Raw genomic sequence first — 18,122 nt, 5'->3', positions numbered from 1 at the left:
TTCCCGGGAATTTGGGGCCCCTTTCCCCAAAGGGGAAACCCGGGGTTTTAACCCCGGGTTTAAGGGGCCCTTTTGGGGTTTAAACCCCAATTTTCCCCGGGAAATTTCCCCGGGGAAATTTGGGGCCCCTTTCCCCAAAGGGGAAACCCCGGGGTTTAAACCCCGGGGTTTTAAAGGGGCCCCTTTTGGGGTTTAAACCCCATCTATCCGAACCCCCGATCTCACTGAGATCGGGGGTTTTTTGTGTGGGTGATAAAATCAGCTTCTACATCAACTAGTTCTAATCGTAGTCATCGTGTTTCCGGCATTCAGTGGCTTCGGGTAGAATGACGATTTTCAGGTGGGACGATATGGAATGACCACCAGTGAACTGATTCGTTTATTAAGCGACGGTAATTATCATTCTGGCGAGCAATTGGGTGAGCAGCTTGGCGTATCACGTACGGCAATATGGAAGCAGCTGAAAAAACTAGAAGCAGTCGGTGTTTCTTCTGAGGCGGTTAAGGGGCAAGGCTACCGGCTCGTATCACCCATTGAACTACTTGATGGGCCTAGGATTGTTTCTGCGCTATCTAAAGAACCGCGGCGGCATCTAGCAAGGCTGTTCGTAGAAGAATCAGTGGCGTCGACCAATAGTTTTCTGCGCGAACGTTTTTCTCAAGGTGTTGGTCACGCTGAAATATGTGTGGCGGAGGAACAGAGTGCTGGTCGAGGACGCCGGGGACGCCAATGGCTATCTGCCTGGGGTCAAGGACTGGCGCTTTCGATTGGTTGGCGTTTCAAGGATGGCGCCACTGCACTTAAAGGTTTGAGCTTGGCAATCGGGGTTGTCATCGCCCAAGTGCTTGAATGCCATGGCTTGCGTGTTGCTCTAAAGTGGCCTAACGATGTACTTATGCTATCTGTTGACGGTGAAAAGCGTAAATTGGCAGGTATTCTGGTAGAGCTCAATGGTGATGTGTCAGGGGCTTGTGAGGTAGTGGCAGGCATCGGTCTCAACATCGTACTTCCACCTTCACTTCGTGATCGGCTGGATCAGCCCGTGGCCGCAGTCTCGGAGCAGTGGCCTGAAGCATCGCGTAATGTTTTAGCAGCAGATTTGATTGAGGCGTTGCTGGGCCTGATGACTGGCTTCGAAAAAGATGGTTTTGATGCGTGGCAAAGAGAATGGAATCAGCGTAACGCTTACTCAGGGTGTGTTATAGAGGTTATACAGAACGCGCAGCGCTATACAGCCATCGATGAAGGGGTCGATAATGAAGGCAATTTGTGTGTTCGTCGCGATAACGAGCTATTTCGTTTGGTGGGGGGGGAGATCAGCCTGCGTGCACACTCATGATCCTTGATCTCGATATAGGCAATACGCTTTCCAAGTGGCGACTCAAAGATATTGCAAGCAGCGAAATTCGTTCGCGAGGCGCTATATGGACACGCGAAGAGTGGCGCCCAGGACCCGATATACCTGATTTAGATGTTGTAACAGCGGTGCGTATTTCCAGTGTCGCGCGACGTGCCGTACTTGATGAGACAGTTACACTGCTTCGACAGCAGGTAAGCAAGGTCTACGTGGCCCGTTCGACACGTGAAAGACTTGGGGTTGTTAACGGCTACGAAATACCGGCACGCTTGGGCGTAGACCGCTGGCTAGGTGCTTTAGCTAGCTATCAGTTGGCTGGTGGTTGTTGTAGCGTGGATTGCGGTAGCGCAATCACAATTGATTTCGTACTACCCGGTGGCCGTCATATTGGTGGCTACATTATTCCAGGCTTGCGGTTGATGAAAGAGAGTCTTCATTTGGGTACGCGTAATGTTGCGATTGACTCAAATAGCGAAGCCGATGGATTGCTTGCACCAGGAACAAATACCATAGAAGCAGTCAATCATGGAATATTCATGGCTGCAATTAGTGCCGTGAATCGTATCTACTTTGAGGTATGTGACCGCGAAGATGTCTCTTTGCCGTTGTTATTGACCGGAGGAGATGCGCGGGTAGTGTCAAGAGGCCTTCGAATTCCTCACGCATTATGGCCAGACATGGTGTATGCAGGTCTTGAAGCCTGTTATCCATTAACGGCTGCAGAGCGAGCAGGACGCTTTTCAGGCGCACCACATGTACCTAAGGCAGTAGATATCGAAAAAATTCGTCTTGGCCTTGCATTCTCCACCCTGCTTTGACACAATTCGCACCGCTTCAAGACACGAACGACGCATAATGTAAGTAGTTGAATGTAAGTGCTTGACAGCAATAGGCAAGACGGTAGAATCTTCCGCCGTATTGGAGGGGTTCCCGAGTGGCCAAAGGGAGCAGACTGTAAATCTGCCGCGAAAGCTTCGAAGGTTCGAATCCTTCCCCCTCCACCAGGTTTTTATCGACGCTGTATTTCGTCGAAGTAAAAGTGGGTAAGCGGGCATAGTTTAATGGTAGAACCTCAGCCTTCCAAGCTGATGATGCGGGTTCGATTCCCGCTGCCCGCTCCAGTTAGTGTTAAAACTACGCTCATGTAGCTCAGGGGTAGAGCACACCCTTGGTAAGGGTGAGGTCGACGGTTCAAATCCGTCCATGAGCTCCAGTCTCTCATAGACATTTCAGAAAAGTGGATTCATCTCGCTTTTTCCATGTAACTCGTTGGGGCCGAATAGGCTTGCCAGCGTTAAGCTTATCGGCTATCATTTCGACCGCTGTTGATAGCTGTTAAAAAAGAAATATGCAATATCTATAAAGGCCAGTAGCTCAATTGGCAGAGCAGCGGTCTCCAAAACCGCAGGTTGGGGGTTCGATTCCCTCCTGGCCTGCCAGCTTTCCCCAAGTTGGCAATTTTTCCAGATTCCGTTTTCACTGCCGCACCCTGAGGAGCCCGCTCTTATGAAACACAACGCCGAGGTGCAAAAAACGCGCCACGACGGGGCAAAATGGGCGGCTGTCGCTATTCTGATTGCCTTAGCTGTTATCGGTAATAGTTATTTTTCAGATCAGGCTCTTTTATACCGCGTGCTAGGTGTTGTGGTGCTCGGCGCTGCTGCTTGCGCAATTGCTTTGGTAACGACCAAAGGCCGTGAGCTCGCCGAGTTGGCGCGCAATGCCCGTAAAGAGATTCAGCGTGTCGTTTGGCCAACTCGTCAAGAAACCATACAGACCACGGCCATTGTATTGGTAGCGGTGTTAATAGTCGGTTTGATGCTGTGGTTGATTGATACCATTCTTGGCTGGGCCATGTCCGGCATCATAGGTTAGGAGCACCCATGTCCAAGCGTTGGTATGTCGTACACGCCTATTCTGGTTTTGAAAAGCAGGTCATGCGGTCTCTGCTTGATCGCGTAAAGTTATACGAAATGGAAGAACAGTTCGGCGAAATTCTTGTGCCAACAGAAGAAGTCGTTGAGATGCGCGACGGCAAACGCCGTAAAAGCGAACGCAAGTTCTACCCAGGCTATGTGCTGGTTGAAATGGAAATGGATGATCGCACTTGGCACTTAGTCAATGAAACGCCTCGAGTCATGGGGTTTATCGGCGGCACGCCAGAGAAGCCAGCGGCAATCACTCAGAAAGAAGCAGATTCTATTTTGCGCCGTGTACAGGATGGTACTGACAAGCCTCGTCCCAAGACTTTATTCGAGCCAGGTGAAGTCGTGCGCGTTGTCGATGGGCCCTTTGCCGATTTCAATGGTGTCGTCGAAGAGGTCAATTACGAGAAGAGTCGTTTGCAGGTGAGTGTGCTGATTTTTGGCCGTGCTACTCCTGTAGAGCTTGAGTTCGCTCAAGTTGAAAAAGATTGATATCGGCTGACAGCTGTATTTAAAACGTACATCGTCGAGTCATAGTAATGACTTGAAAACCCGGGGAGCCGCAAGGCGTTATCACCCAACTGGAGAATGAAAATGGCAAAGAAGGTACAGGCCTACATAAAGCTGCAGGTTGCAGCAGGTAAGGCCAATCCCAGCCCCCCCGTTGGCCCTGCACTGGGTCAGCACGGCGTTAATATCATGGAATTCTGTAAGGCATTCAACGCTGCTACTCAAGAGATTGAGCCTGGCTTGCCAACGCCAGTGGTAATCACGGTTTATTCCGATCGTAGCTTTACGTTTATTACCAAGACACCTCCAGCCGCCGTTCTATTGAAGAAAGCTGCAGGTATCAAGTCAGGTTCTGGTGAGCCAAACAAGAAGAAGGTTGGTACCGTATCGCGGGAACAGCTCGAAGAGATTGCTAAGACCAAGGAGCCGGATATGACGGCTGCGGATCTCGATGCAGCTGTTCGTACCATTGCGGGTAGTGCCCGTAGCATGGGTCTCAACGTGGAGGGCCTCTGATCATGGCGAAACTATCCAAGCGCGCGCAGATGATCCGCGAGAAGGTCGATGCATCCAAGGTGTATTCCCTTGACGAGGCAGTATCTCTTCTCAGTGAGCTGTCCAAGGTTAATTTTAAAGAGTCTTTGGACGTTGCCATAAACCTTGGTGTCGATCCACGTAAATCTGATCAGGTGGTGCGTGGCGCGACAGTCATGCCGAATGGTACTGGTAAAGACGTACGCGTTGCCGTCTTCACCCAGGGTGCCAATGAAGAGGCTGCCAAGGAAGCCGGTGCTGATATCGTTGGAATGGACGATCTCGCCGAGCAGGTTAAAAAAGGCAATCTGGATTTTGATGTCGTTATCGCGTCTCCGGATGCTATGCGGGTCGTTGGTCAGCTGGGCCAGATTCTAGGGCCGCGTGGCCTGATGCCGAACCCAAAAGTGGGCACGGTTACTCCAGACGTGGCAACAGCCGTCAAGAATGCCAAGGCGGGTCAGGTGCGCTTTCGTACAGATAAGAACGGAATCATTCATACCACCTTGGGTAAGGTAGAGTTTTCCGCTGATGCCATTCGCGGAAATCTTGATGCGCTGATCAATGATCTCAAGCGTCTTAAACCTAGCACGTCTAAGGGCATTTATTTCAAGAAAATGACCCTGTCCACGACCATGGGGCCAGGATTGACCGTCGACCACTCAAGCTGGGTCTGACGTGTTTGAAAAGGCAGTAACTTTGCGGTCCCCGTGCCAAGCGGGCGGGGCGCCGTCAAAGACCGCAGGTGTCATGTGAAATTGACTTAATGGCTCAGTCGTCTATGACAAACGTTGAGCAGCCTGCGCAGATGGTGTGGCCCGCCAGTATCTGGTGAGCACCATCAACTAAGACTCCCGTGTTTTTACATTGGGAGAGATGGTAACCACCGGGACTTTTATCTGGAAGTCCCGGCACGAAGGAGTGAACATTGTGCCACTAGCTCTCGAAGGCAAGAAAGCAATTGTCGCTGAGGTCAGTGAAGCCGCCAAGGACGCTCTCTCCGTCGTTGTTGCCGATTCTCGTGGTGTGTCTGTTAGTGCAATGACCGATCTGCGCAAACAGGCTCGCGAGAATGGCGTGCAGATGCGTGTTGTGCGCAATACGCTTGCACGTCGTGCCTTGTCCGGAACCCCTTGGGAGATTCTGGACGAGACTTTGACTGGTCCTACTCTGTTGGCATTTTCCTATGAGCATCCGGGTGCTGCCGCCCGCTTGATCAAGGACTTTCTCAAAGGGCAAAAGGATTTTGAAGTCAAGGCACTGGCTTACGAAGGTGAGCTGATTCCAGCTTCCGATATTGATCGCCTTGCGACGCTACCCACTTATGACGAAGCTATCGCCAAGCTGATGTCCGTCATGAAAGAGGCATCTGCAGGCAAGCTGGTCCGTACCCTGGCAGCGCTGCGCGATCAAAAACAGGAAGCCGCCTGAGCGGTTTCGCTACGTTTCACGAATGACTACCCAGTCACCGAGCGTCGACATACGATGTAAGACGCTCCGCAAAGTTTAGGAAAGTAAACATGGCACTGACTAAAGACGATATCATCAACGCTGTCGCCGACATGTCCGTTATGGAAGTCGCCGAGTTGATCGAAGCAATGGAAGAGAAGTTTGGTGTTTCCGCGGCGGCTGCCGTGGTTGCCGGTCCTGGCGGCGGAGAAGAAGCTGCTGAAGAGCAGACCGAGTTTGACTTGGTTCTGACCGGCGTTGGTGACAAGAAAGTCAACGTTATCAAGGCTGTCCGTGAAATCACTGGGCTTGGCCTCAAAGAAGCCAAGGGTGCCGTCGACGGCGCTCCGGCGACCGTCAAGGAAGCCATGTCCAAGGATGACGCCGAGGCAGCCAAGAAGAAGTTGGAAGACGCCGGCGCTACCGTGGAGCTCAAGTAACCCTTGCGTTCCGAGGCTTCACGCGACGCGTAGGCTTCTATGGCTGGTGGCGGGATGCCCGCTGCCGGCCTATTTCTGTTGTTACTAGCATGACCGGCGTGCATGGTTTTTTGGCGCTAAAATGCTAGATGAATTTCGACGGCGAGCCTTGAGGGCTTGCCGTCAGCGCCTGATAGGGAGGCCTCTATCAGGCGGCGTTGACCACGCAACGGTCACCCATGGTGAACAAGCTGGGGAATACAGATGGCTTACTCATACACTGAGAAAAAACGCATCCGCAAGGATTTTGGCAAACTGCCCCAAGTAATGGATGTGCCTTATTTGCTGGCCATCCAGCTTGATTCCTACTACGACTTCCTTCAGCAGGACCGGGCGCCGCAAGAGCGTCTTGACACCGGTCTCAATGCTGCATTCAAGTCCGTGTTTCCTATTTCAAGCTTTTCCGGCAACGCCGCGCTTGAATATGTCAGCTACCGTTTCGGAACACCGGCCTTCGATGTCAAGGAGTGTCAGCTGCGTGGCGTTACCTACTCGGCGCCATTGCGGGTCAAGGTTCGCTTGATCATTTACGACAAGGAATCGTCGAACAAAGCGATCAAGGACATCAAGGAGCAAGAAGTCTACATGGGGGAAATCCCCCTGATGACCGAGAACGGCACCTTCGTCGTCAATGGTACCGAACGAGTCATCGTTTCCCAGCTGCATCGCTCGCCAGGGGTATTCTTCGATCACGATAAAGGCAAGAGCCATTCTTCAGGTAAGCTCTTGTACTCTGCTCGAGTGATTCCTTATCGCGGCTCCTGGCTGGACTTCGAGTTCGATCCGAAAGACAACGTCTTCGTACGTATTGATCGCCGCCGCAAGCTGCCTGCGTCTGTGTTGCTGCGTGCGCTTGGCATGAGCACCGAGCAGATCCTCGACACTTTCTTCGAGACTAGCACCTTCCATATCGAGAAGTCTGGCTTCTCTGTGGATCTGGTACCGTCACGCCTGCGCGGTGAAACCGCTACCTTCGACATCAAGGATGGTGATGGCAGCGTAATCGTTGAAGAAGGGCGGCGCATTACCCAGAAACACATCCGCCAGATGGAGAAGGCCGGTCTCGAGCGAATCGAAGTGCCGATGGAGTATCTGTTCGGCAAGACCCTGGCCAAGGATCAGGTCGACCCCAATACCGGTGAGCTGATTTGTGAGTGCAACAGCGAGATTACCCCGGAGCTGCTCGAGAAACTGGCCCAGGCCAAGATCACAACGCTGGAAACGCTTTACACTAACGACTTGGACTGCGGCTCGTTCATCTCCGACACCCTAAGGCTGGACACCACCCGTTCGGCCCTTGAGGCGCTGGTTGAGATTTACCGTATGATGCGTCCTGGCGAGCCACCGACCAAGGAAGCCGCCGAGACGCTGTTCAACAACCTGTTCTTCAGCGAAGATCGTTACGACCTGTCCGGTGTCGGGCGGATGAAGTTCAACCGTCGCCTGCGTCGCGAGTCTGACACTGGTTCCGGCGTGCTTGGCAACGACGATATTACTGCCGTTCTCAAAGAGCTGATCAGCATTCGTAACGGTTTTGGCGATGTCGACGATATCGACCACCTAGGTAATCGGCGCATTCGCTGCGTGGGCGAAATGGCGGAAAACCAGTTCCGAGTGGGTCTGGTACGGGTCGAGCGTGCGGTCAAGGAGCGCCTCTCCATGGCTGAGAGCGAAGGCTTGATGCCCCAGGATCTCATCAACGCCAAACCGGTGGCGGCGGCAGTCAAGGAGTTTTTTGGCTCGAGCCAGCTGTCACAGTTCATGGATCAGAACAATCCCCTGTCCGAGGTCACGCATAAGCGCCGTGTGTCCGCTTTGGGGCCGGGTGGTCTGACCCGTGAACGCGCCGGTTTTGAGGTGCGTGACGTTCACACCACGCACTACGGTCGTCTGTGCCCGATCGAAACGCCGGAAGGCCCGAACATCGGTCTAATCAACTCTCTAGCGACCTATAGCCACACCAATAGCTATGGCTTCCTCGAGACGCCCTATCGCAAAGTGGTGGATCGTCAGGTAACGGACGAAGTAGTGCATCTGTCCGCGATCGAAGAAGGGGACTTCGTCATCGCCCAGGCTTCGGCCACAGTAGATAGTGACAATAAGCTGGTCGACGATTTGGTACAGGTACGCCATCGAGGTGAAACCACCTTCATGGGACCGGACAAAGTCACCTTGATGGATGTCTCTCCGCGTCAGGTGGTCTCTGTGGCAGCAGCCCTGATCCCGTTCCTCGAACACGACGATGCCAACCGTGCTTTGATGGGCTCGAACATGCAGCGTCAAGCGGTGCCGACCCTGCGTGCCGACAAGCCGCTGGTAGGAACCGGTATGGAGCGCTTCGTGGCACGCGATTCCGGCGTTTGTGCCGTGGCGCGTCGTGGTGGAGTGATCGACTCGGTGGATGCCAAGCGCATCGTGGTGCGGATCAATGAAGATGAGATCATCGGCGGCGAAGCCGGTGTTGATATCTACAATCTGACCAAGTACACCCGTTCCAACCAGAACACCTGCATGAACCAGCGTCCTATCGTGCGTCCTGGCGACGAAGTGGCGCGGGGCGATATTCTTGCCGATGGTCCCTCCGTGGACATGGGTGATCTGGCACTGGGTCAGAACATGCGTATGGCTTTCATGCCCTGGAACGGTTACAACTTTGAGGACTCGATCCTGGTGTCGGAGCGAGTGGTACAGGAAGATCGCTTCACCACCATTCATATCCAAGAACTGACCTGCGTATCTCGCGATACTAAGCTGGGCGCTGAGGAAATCTCTGCGGACATTCCCAACGTTGGTGAGTCGGCGCTCTCTAAACTGGATGAAGCCGGTGTGGTCTACATCGGTGCCGAAGTGGGTGCCGGCGACATCCTGGTTGGCAAGGTAACGCCTAAGGGCGAAACCCAGCTGACGCCGGAAGAGAAGCTACTGCGTGCCATCTTCGGTGAGAAAGCTTCTGATGTGAAAGACACCTCGCTGCGAGCGCCTACCGGTATGAAGGGTACCGTCATCGACGTGCAGGTGTTCACTCGTGATGGCGTGGAGAAAGACTCCCGGGCACTGTCTATCGAGCAGATGCAGCTCGATGAGGTGCGTAGAGATTTGCAGGAAACTTACCGGATTGCCGAGGACGCGACTTTCGAACGTTTGAAGCGTGCGCTTTCCGATCAGGCCGTCAACGGGGGGCCCAAGCTCAAGAAGGGCGATCTGCTCTCCGAAGAGTATCTGGAAGAACTGCCGCGGCAACAGTGGTTCAAGCTGCGTCTGCAGGATGAAGCCCTGAACGAACTGCTGGCTCAGGCGGATGAGCAGCTCGAGAATCGTCGTAAGGAAATGGACGAGCGTTTCGAGGACAAGAAGCGCAAGCTCACTCAGGGTGACGACCTGGCACCGGGCGTGCTGAAGATCGTCAAGGTCTATCTGGCGGTCAAACGTCGCATTCAGCCGGGTGACAAGATGGCCGGTCGTCACGGTAACAAGGGTGTTATCTCAGCGATCATGCCCATTGAGGATATGCCTTTCGACGACAATGGTGAGCCGGTTGATGTAGTGCTTAATCCGTTGGGTGTGCCGTCGCGGATGAACGTGGGTCAGATTCTCGAGACTCACCTGGGTTTGGCGTCGCGCGGTTTAGGCATGAAGATTGATCATATGCTACGCGACGCACGATCGCAGCAGGTTGCCGAAATCCGCGAGTTTTTGGGTAAGATCTATAACACCCCTGATACGCGTCAAGAAGATATCGACTCCTTGACTGACGACGAGGTGATCACCCTGGCCAAGAACCTGCGTGGCGGTGTGCCTATGTCATCCCCGGTGTTCGATGGCGCCGAGGAGCAGGAAATCAAAGGCTTGCTTAAATTGGCCGATCTGCCCGAGTCCGGACAGATGGACCTCTACGACGGTCGTACCGGAGAGAAGTTCGATCGCCAGGTAACCGTGGGCTATATGTACATGCTCAAGCTCAACCACTTGGTTGATGACAAGATGCACGCACGTTCCACCGGCTCCTATTCCTTGGTTACCCAGCAGCCATTGGGCGGCAAGGCGCAGTTCGGTGGTCAGCGCTTCGGCGAGATGGAAGTCTGGGCACTGGAAGCCTATGGCGCGGCTTATACCCTGCAGGAAATGCTCACGGTCAAATCCGACGACGTGGAAGGACGTACCAAGATGTACAAGAGCATTGTCGATGGTGATCATGCCATGCAGGCAGGCATGCCGGAGTCCTTTAACGTGCTGGTGAAGGAGATCCGCTCGTTGGGTATCGATATCGAGCTTGAAGGCTAAGCGCCGCACGCTAGTGAATGACGGTCCGCGGGGCCCCGAATATCCGGCCCCGCCCATGACAACTCCGCGATGGAGCGACCTATGAAAGATTTGGTGAAAGTCCTCAAGTCCCAGGCACAGTCTGAAGAGTTCGACGCGATCAAGATTACCCTCGCGTCGCCGGCCATGATCCGCTCCTGGTCTTTTGGCGAAGTCAAGAAGCCCGAGACCATCAATTACCGTACTTTCAAGCCCGAGCGCGACGGACTCTTCTGTGCGAAGATTTTTGGTCCGGTAAAAGATTATGAGTGTTTGTGCGGCAAGTACAAACGCATGAAGCATCGCGGCATCATCTGCGAGAAGTGTGGCGTCGAAGTGACTCGTGCGGCAGTACGGCGCGAGCGAATGGGCCATATCGAACTGGCTAGCCCGGTGGCGCATATCTGGTTTTTGAAATCACTGCCTTCACGCATTGGCATGTTCCTAGACATGACGTTGCGCGATATCGAGCGTGTGCTTTATTTCGAGAGCTTCGTGGTCATCGATCCAGGCATGACCACTCTAGAGCGTGGTCAACTGCTCAACGACGAGCAGTATTTCGAGGCGCTAGAAGAGTTTGGCGACGACTTCGATGCCCGCATGGGCGCCGAGGCCGTCCAAGCACTGCTCAAGGATATCGATCTTGAAGAAGAGATCGAGCGTCTGCGTGAAGAAATTCCGCAAACCAACTCCGAAACCAAGATCAAGAAGCTGTCCAAGCGTCTGAAGCTGTTGGAAGCCTTCTACAAGTCCGGCAACGCACCGGCTTGGATGGTCATGGAAGTGCTCCCGGTATTGCCGCCAGATCTACGTCCGCTTGTACCGCTGGACGGCGGTCGCTTCGCGACTTCGGATCTCAACGATCTGTACCGCCGGGTGATCAACCGCAACAATCGCTTGAAGCGTCTGCTCGATCTCAACGCGCCGGACATCATCGTGCGTAACGAGAAGCGCATGCTTCAAGAATCCGTGGATGCACTGCTCGACAACGGCCGTCGTGGCCGCGCCATCACCGGTTCCAACAAGCGTCCCTTAAAGTCGCTCGCGGATATGATCAAAGGCAAGCAAGGACGTTTTCGTCAGAACCTGCTGGGTAAGCGTGTCGATTATTCCGGTCGCTCGGTAATCACTGTAGGGCCGACTCTGCGTCTGCATCAGTGTGGTCTGCCCAAGAAGATGGCGCTTGAGCTGTTCAAGCCGTTCATCTACTCCAAGCTGCAGTCGCTAGGCTACGCCTCGACGATCAAAGCGGCCAAGAAAATGGTCGAACGGGAGTTGCCGGAGGTGTGGGACATCCTTGCCGATGTCATCCGCGAGCATCCAGTACTGCTCAACCGCGCACCGACCTTGCACCGCCTGGGCATTCAGGCCTTTGAGCCGCTTTTGATCGAGGGTAAAGCGATTCAGCTGCACCCGCTGGTATGTGCTGCCTACAACGCCGACTTCGACGGCGACCAGATGGCGGTCCACGTACCGTTGACCCTGGAAGCCCAACTCGAGGCGCGGGCCTTGATGATGGCCACCAATAATGTGCTGTCACCGGCCAACGGCGAACCGATCATCGTACCGTCCCAGGACGTGGTATTGGGTCTTTATTACATGACCCGGGAGAAGATCAACGCCAAAGGCGAGGGCATGGTGTTCGCCAATCTCAAGGAAGTCGAACGCGCCTTTGGTACCCAAAGCGTCTCACTACATGCACGGGTTAAGGTGCGCCTGACAGAGTATGTTGCCGAAGAGGAAGGCGGCGAGAATATCAAGAAGACCTCGATCTTCGATACTACCGTCGGCCGCGCCCTGCTGTTCCGTATCCTGCCCAAGGGTGCGCCCTTCGAGCTGGTCGATCAGCCAATGAAGAAAAAAGCGATTTCGCGTCTGATCAACGAAGTCTACCGACGCAGTGGTCTTAAGGATGCAGTGATCTTTGCCGACCAGCTGATGTATACCGGCTTCCGCCTGGCAACCTGGTCTGGTGCGTCGATTGGTGTCAACGACTTTGTCATTCCCGATGCAAAGAAAGACATCGTCGAGGGTGCCGAGGACGAAGTAAAAGAAATTGAAGATCAATTCTCATCTGGTCTCGTCACCGCTGGTGAGAAATACAACAAGGTCATCGATATCTGGTCAAAGGCCAACGATAAGGTGGCCAAAGCAATGATGGCGGGTATTTCCAAAGAAACCGTCGTCGATCGTGAAGGCAATGAAGTTGAGCAGGACTCGTTCAACAGCGTATTTATCATGGCCGACTCCGGTGCTCGTGGTAGTGCCGCTCAGATCCGCCAGCTTGCGGGCATGCGCGGTCTGATGGCCAAGCCGGATGGCTCAATCATCGAGACTCCGATCGTTGCCAACTTCCGTGAAGGCTTGAACGTACTGCAGTACTTCATCTCGACTCACGGTGCTCGTAAAGGTCTGGCCGATACGGCACTCAAGACGGCCAATTCCGGTTATCTGACTCGTCGCCTGGTGGACGTGGCTCAGGATCTAGTGATCACCGAAGAAGACTGTGGTACCGAGGAAGGTCTTACTCTGCATCCGGTTATCGAGGGCGGCGATATCATCGTGTCTCTGGCTCAGCGAGTGCTGGGTCGTGTAGTCGCTCAGGACGTCATTGATCCGGCCAGTGACGACGTCCTGATCCCGCGGGGTACGCTACTCGACGAAGCCTGGTGCGCTCAGCTCGATACCATGGGCGTTGATGAGATCATTGTGCGCTCGACCATTGCCTGCGAAACCCCTCATGGGGTATGTGCCGCCTGCTACGGCCGCGATCTGGCTCGAGGTCATCGAGTCAATATCGGCGAAGCCGTGGGAGTCATTGCCGCTCAGTCGATTGGCGAGCCGGGCACTCAGCTGACCATGCGTACCTTCCATATCGGTGGTGCCGCCTCACGCGCCTCTGCGGTTGACAGCGTGCAGGTCAAGCATGGTGGCAAGGTGCGTTTGCACAACATGAAGCACGTTGAGCGAGGCGACGGCAAGCTGGTAGTGGTATCACGCTCCAGTGCGCTTGCAGTAGCAGATGAGCATGGTCGCGAGCGCGAATACTACAAGCTGCCTTATGGGGCTGAGCTTTCTATCAAAGATGGCGATCCAGTCGAAGCTGGTCAGACCGTGGCCAAGTGGGATCCCCATACTCATCCGGTCATCGCTGAGGTGGAAGGCCAGGCGCAGTATACGGACATGGATGAAGGAGGCACCATTCACCGCAGCGTGGATGAGATGACGGGGCTGTCCTCCATTGAAGTGATCGAGACTGCGGCACGTCCGGCTTCTGGCCGTGACAAGCGTCCCATGATCATGTTGGTCGATGAAGCCGGTGAGCATGTCACGCTGCCAGGCTCCAATACCCCGGTGCAGTACTTGCTACCTGGTAAGGCTATTGTTTCTGCAGATAATGGGGCAAAGATCGGAGTGGGTGAAGTTATCGCTCGTATCCCGGTAGAGGCGTCCAGTAACAAGGATATCACCGGGGGTCTGCCGCGAGTCGCCGATCTATTCGAAGCTCGCAAGCCTAAAGAGCCTTCGATTCTTGCTGAGATTACCGGGGTCGTCAGTTTCGGTAAGGAGACCAAGGGTAAGCGCCGACTGACCATTACCCCGGAATCCGGTGATCCTTATGAAGCGCTGATTCCGAAATGGCGTCAGATCGCTGTCTTCGAAGGCGAAACCGTCGAGAAGGGCGAGGTGATTTCCGACGGCCCGAGTAATCCGCACGATATTTTGCGTCTGCTCGGTGTGACGGAACTGGCCAAGTACATCACTACCGAGATTCAAGAGGTCTATCGCCTGCAAGGTGTTGGCATTAACGACAAGCACATTGAAGTGATTGTGCGTCAGATGTTGCGTAAGGTAGAGATTGCCGATGCAGGAGATGCCAACTTTATTCCTGGCGATCAGGTTGAGCTTGTGCGCGTGCTCGAGGAAAATGCCCGACTTGCCGAAGAGGACAAGTTCCCGGCCAAGTATGAGCGAGTTCTGCTGGGTATCACCAAGGCGTCGCTGGCAACCGAGTCGTTCATTTCTGCGGCTTCCTTCCAGGAGACCACCCGGGTGTTGACCGAAGCAGCGGTGACCGGCAAGCGCGACTACCTACGTGGTTTGAAAGAGAACGTGGTGGTGGGGCGTCTGATTCCGGCTGGTACTGGTCTAACTCACCATGCAGAGCGGCGGCGTAAGCGCGAAGAGCTCGAGCGCATTCAGAACCATCCTTCTGCTTACGATGTCGAGCAGGAATTGGGCGCGCAGCTTACCGCTCTTGATGCAGACGAAGAGCTCTAGCAACGTTACATACTGGTGCTCTAAGGGCACCAGTATTGACGCGGCTTGCTACTAGACATTAGAATGCGCAGCCTTTGATAGTGGGCTGGTGCGCCCCTATCCGTAGGAAAAGTGCCAAAAGGCACGGCAACCATTGGAGTTAGCTACAGACTATGGCAACCATTAATCAGCTCGTGCGCAAGCCGCGCAAGCGCCCCGTCGAAACCAGCGACGTGCCGGCGCTACAGGCGTGCCCGCAGCGACGTGGGGTTTGTACCCGCGTATATACCACTACGCCCAAGAAGCCGAACTCCGCACTGCGTAAAGTATGTCGTGTGCGTTTGACCAACGGCTATGAAGTGGCTTCCTATATCGGCGGCGAAGGACACAACCTCCAGGAACACTCCGTGGTCCTGATTCGCGGCGGTCGAGTCAAGGACTTGCCGGGTGTGCGTTATCATACCGTGCGCGGCGCGCTTGACACTTCTGGCGTGCAGAATCGCAAGCAGGGTCGTTCCAAGTACGGTACCAAGCGTCCCAAGTCGTGAAGTGCGGCAGTTACACATAAGCAAAAACGCTTAATCGATACGGTCAGATAAGAGTAAGGTCGGGTGACGCAAGAGTGATAGATGCTGCGTGCTGCCCCGGGTTTACCTGAAGGACCCTTCACTAGAGGGCTTATCATGCCTAGAAGAAGAGTTGTTGCTAAGCGCGAGATTCTTCCGGATCCCAAGTTCGGAAGTGAGCGCCTGGCGAAGTTCATGAACCATTTGATGGTTAGTGGGAAAAAGTCTGTGGCCGAGCGAATCGTCTATGGTGCGCTCGACCGGGTTGCCGAGCGTGGCAAAGACACTCCGCTGGAAACGTTCGACAAGGCGCTGGAGGCCATCCAGCCGATGGTTGAGGTCAAGTCTCGCCGTGTCGGTGGTGCAACCTATCAGGTGCCCGTAGAAGTCCGTCCATCCCGTCGCCAGGCCTTGGCGATGCGCTGGTTGGTGGATGCGGCCCGCAATCGTGGCGAGAAGACCATGGTGCAGCGCTTGGCGGGCGAGATGCTGGATGCATCAGAAGGTAAGGGTGCTGCTGTGAAGAAGCGTGAAGACGTGCATCGCATGGCAGAAGCCAACAAGGCCTTCTCACACTATCGCTTCTAACCAACGGGGAGTTCTACCTTGGCACGCAAAACACCACTCAAGCGTTACCGTAACATCGGTATCGTGGCTCACGTCGACGCCGGCAAGACCACGACCACCGAGCGTGTCCTGTTCTATACCGGGATCAATCACAAGCTGGGGGAGACCCATGAAGGGGCTTCTACCACGGATTGGATGGAACAGGAACAGGAGCGGGGGATCACAATTACCTCTGCAGCGGTGACAACGTTCTGGAAAGGCATGAACCACCAGTTCGATGAACATCGCATCAATATCATCGACACTCCGGGGCACGTTGACTTTACCATCGAGGTCGAGCGTTCCTTGCGCGTGCTCGATGGTGCCGTTGTCGTACTTTGCGGTAGCTCCGGTGTGCAGCCGCAAACCGAGACCGTTTGGCGCCAGGCCAACAAGTACGAAGTGCCGCGCATGGTGTTCGTCAACAAGATGGACCGCGCGGGTGCCGACTTCTTCATGGTCGTCGATCAATTGAAGGATCGTCTGGGGGCCAATACGGTGCCGATCCAGATCAACTGGGGTACCGAAGAGGATTTCAAGGGAGTCATCGATCTTATCGAGATGAAGGCCATCCTGTGGAATGAATCCGATTTCGGCGCCACCTACGATCTGGTAGATATTCCTGACGATCTTCAGGCGACCGCCGAAAAGTACCGTGAAGAGATGGTCGAAGCCGCCGCCGAAGCGTCCGAAGAGCTAATGGACAAGTATCTCGAGGAAGGCGAGCTGACCAAGGAAGAGATCAAGGCAGGGCTGCGCCGCCGTACGCTGGATAATGAGATTGTCCTCGTGACCTGTGGCTCCGCGTTCAAGAACAAAGGCGTGCAGGCAGTGCTGGATGGTGTTGTCGAGTATCTACCTTCGCCGACCGAGGTCAAAGCCATCGAAGGGGAGTTGGACGATAAGGATGGTACCATCGCCCTGCGTGAAGCGGATGATAGTGCTTCGTTCGCTGCGTTAGCCTTCAAGATTGCTACCGATCCCTTTGTAGGTACTCTGACGTTTATCCGCGTCTATTCCGGTATGTTGAAGTCCGGTGATACCGTCTACAACTCCGTCAAGGAGAAAAAAGAGCGTGTCGGGCGTATCGTGCAGATGCATGCCAACTCTCGGGAAGAGATCAAGGAAGTCTTGGCGGGTGACATTGCGGCTTGTATCGGCCTTAAAGATGTCACTACCGGTGACACCCTGTGCGATCTGAATGACAAGATCGTGCTTGAGCGTATGGAATTTCCGGATCCGGTCATTTCCGTTGCGGTCGAGCCCAAATCCAAGGCCGATCAAGAGAAGATGGGCGTTGCCTTGGGCAAGCTTGCTCAGGAAGATCCTTCTTTCCAGGTCAAGACTGATGAAGAGACTGGTCAAACCATCATCTCTGGCATGGGCGAGCTGCATCTGGATATTCTTGTCGATCGCATGCGTCGCGAGTTCAAGGTTGAGGCCAACATCGGCAAGCCACAGGTGGCTTATCGCGAAACCATCCGTGGTAGCGTCGAGCAGGAAGGTAAGTTCGTTCGTCAGTCTGGTGGCCGTGGTCAGTATGGCCATGTCTATCTGCGTATCGAGCCGCTGACGGCGGAAGACAAGGGCGAGGACGAAGACATGTACTTCAAGTTCGCGTCCGAGATCGTCGGTGGTACGGTTCCTAAGGAGTACGTTCCAGCGGTCGAAAAAGGGGCTGCCGAACAGCTGAAGAATGGCGTCGTCGCGGGTTACCCGATGATCGATGTCAAGGTTACACTGTTCGATGGTTCCTACCATGACGTGGACTCTAATGAGACCGCGTTCAAGATCGCCTCTTCAATGGCGGTCAAGGAAGGTGCTCGCAAGGCCAAAGCAGTATTGCTTGAGCCGGTGATGAAAGTTGAAGTCGTGACACCCGAAGATTTCATGGGTGATGTCATGGGTGATCTTAATCGCCGGCGTGGCCTTGTGCAGGGTATGGATGACTCTTCCATGGGTAAGATCATCCGCGCCACGGTTCCGTTGGCTGAGATGTTCGGTTATGCCACCGATTTGCGTTCTCAGACCCAGGGCCGCGCAAGCTACACTATGGAGTTTGCGAATTACGAAGAGGCGCCGTCCAGCGTCGTCGAAGCCGTCATCAATCAGAACGGTTAACCGTTAGCTAACGTAA

The 18,122-nt window shown here is 54.4% G+C and carries 13 protein-coding genes and 4 tRNA genes; all 17 read left to right on the top strand.

The features are described 5' to 3' along the window. The first annotated feature begins 355 nt into the window (after positions 1 to 355). Positions 356 to 1,339: a biotin--[acetyl-CoA-carboxylase] ligase gene (locus CH74_RS06660; RefSeq protein WP_048306691.1), complete on the top strand. Its 984-nt coding sequence runs from the start codon at positions 356 to 358 to the stop codon at positions 1,337 to 1,339. Further along, positions 1,336 to 2,175, top strand: a complete 840-nt coding sequence (locus CH74_RS18180; RefSeq protein ID WP_082140320.1) for a type III pantothenate kinase — start codon at positions 1,336 to 1,338, stop codon at positions 2,173 to 2,175. Before CH74_RS06660 ends, CH74_RS18180 begins: the two co-directional genes overlap by 4 nt. Positions 2,176 to 2,277: 102 nt before the next feature. Next, positions 2,278 to 2,361, top strand: a tRNA-Tyr gene (locus CH74_RS06655). A gap of 43 nt (positions 2,362 to 2,404) precedes the next feature. Then, positions 2,405 to 2,478 (top strand) — tRNA-Gly (locus tag CH74_RS06650). 17 nt (positions 2,479 to 2,495) lie between these two features. Further along, positions 2,496 to 2,570, top strand: a tRNA-Thr gene (locus tag CH74_RS06645). A 150-nt stretch (positions 2,571 to 2,720) separates the two neighbouring features. Next, positions 2,721 to 2,796: transfer RNA gene (locus CH74_RS06640), tRNA-Trp, on the top strand. Positions 2,797 to 2,863: 67 nt separating this feature from the next. Then, on the top strand, positions 2,864 to 3,232 hold the full coding sequence (gene secE / locus CH74_RS06635; RefSeq protein ID WP_048306690.1) for a preprotein translocase subunit SecE: 369 nt from the start codon (positions 2,864 to 2,866) through the stop codon (positions 3,230 to 3,232). An 8-nt stretch (positions 3,233 to 3,240) separates the two neighbouring features. Continuing rightward, positions 3,241 to 3,774, top strand: a complete 534-nt coding sequence (gene nusG, locus CH74_RS06630) for a transcription termination/antitermination protein NusG (RefSeq protein ID WP_048306689.1) — start codon at positions 3,241 to 3,243, stop codon at positions 3,772 to 3,774. Between the two features lie 102 nt (positions 3,775 to 3,876). Then, positions 3,877 to 4,308: a 50S ribosomal protein L11 gene (gene rplK / locus CH74_RS06625; RefSeq protein WP_048306688.1), complete on the top strand. Its 432-nt coding sequence runs from the start codon at positions 3,877 to 3,879 to the stop codon at positions 4,306 to 4,308. 2 nt (positions 4,309 to 4,310) lie between these two features. Continuing rightward, positions 4,311 to 5,003 carry a 50S ribosomal protein L1 gene (gene rplA / locus CH74_RS06620; RefSeq protein ID WP_048306687.1) on the top strand — a complete coding sequence of 231 codons (693 nt, stop codon included), beginning with the start codon at positions 4,311 to 4,313 and terminating at the stop codon, positions 5,001 to 5,003. Positions 5,004 to 5,256: 253 nt separating this feature from the next. Beyond that, positions 5,257 to 5,757 carry a 50S ribosomal protein L10 gene (gene rplJ, locus CH74_RS06615; protein WP_048306686.1) on the top strand — a complete coding sequence of 167 codons (501 nt, stop codon included), beginning with the start codon at positions 5,257 to 5,259 and terminating at the stop codon, positions 5,755 to 5,757. A gap of 89 nt (positions 5,758 to 5,846) precedes the next feature. Then, positions 5,847 to 6,215 carry a 50S ribosomal protein L7/L12 gene (gene rplL / locus CH74_RS06610; protein WP_048306685.1) on the top strand — a complete coding sequence of 123 codons (369 nt, stop codon included), beginning with the start codon at positions 5,847 to 5,849 and terminating at the stop codon, positions 6,213 to 6,215. A 243-nt stretch (positions 6,216 to 6,458) separates the two neighbouring features. Continuing rightward, a complete protein-coding gene (rpoB, locus tag CH74_RS06605) occupies positions 6,459 to 10,535 on the top strand; it encodes a DNA-directed RNA polymerase subunit beta (RefSeq protein ID WP_048306684.1) in 4,077 nt (1,358 codons plus the stop codon). An 81-nt stretch (positions 10,536 to 10,616) separates the two neighbouring features. After that, positions 10,617 to 14,834, top strand: coding sequence for a DNA-directed RNA polymerase subunit beta' (rpoC, locus tag CH74_RS06600; RefSeq protein ID WP_048306683.1), 4,218 nt, complete (start codon positions 10,617 to 10,619; stop codon positions 14,832 to 14,834). 152 nt (positions 14,835 to 14,986) lie between these two features. Then, positions 14,987 to 15,361: a 30S ribosomal protein S12 gene (rpsL, locus tag CH74_RS06595; protein ID WP_048306682.1), complete on the top strand. Its 375-nt coding sequence runs from the start codon at positions 14,987 to 14,989 to the stop codon at positions 15,359 to 15,361. 135 nt (positions 15,362 to 15,496) lie between these two features. Next, positions 15,497 to 15,967, top strand: coding sequence for a 30S ribosomal protein S7 (gene rpsG / locus CH74_RS06590; protein WP_048306681.1), 471 nt, complete (start codon positions 15,497 to 15,499; stop codon positions 15,965 to 15,967). Between the two features lie 18 nt (positions 15,968 to 15,985). Further along, on the top strand, positions 15,986 to 18,106 hold the full coding sequence (gene fusA / locus CH74_RS06585; protein WP_048306680.1) for an elongation factor G: 2,121 nt from the start codon (positions 15,986 to 15,988) through the stop codon (positions 18,104 to 18,106). The last annotated feature ends 16 nt before the right edge of the window (positions 18,107 to 18,122 follow it).

The organism is Halomonas sp. PR-M31, assembly GCF_001039575.1.
Lineage (GTDB): Bacteria > Pseudomonadota > Gammaproteobacteria > Pseudomonadales > Halomonadaceae > Modicisalibacter.
Note: the sequence above shows the minus strand (reverse complement) of the source record. Positions and strands in the feature narration are given on the sequence as shown.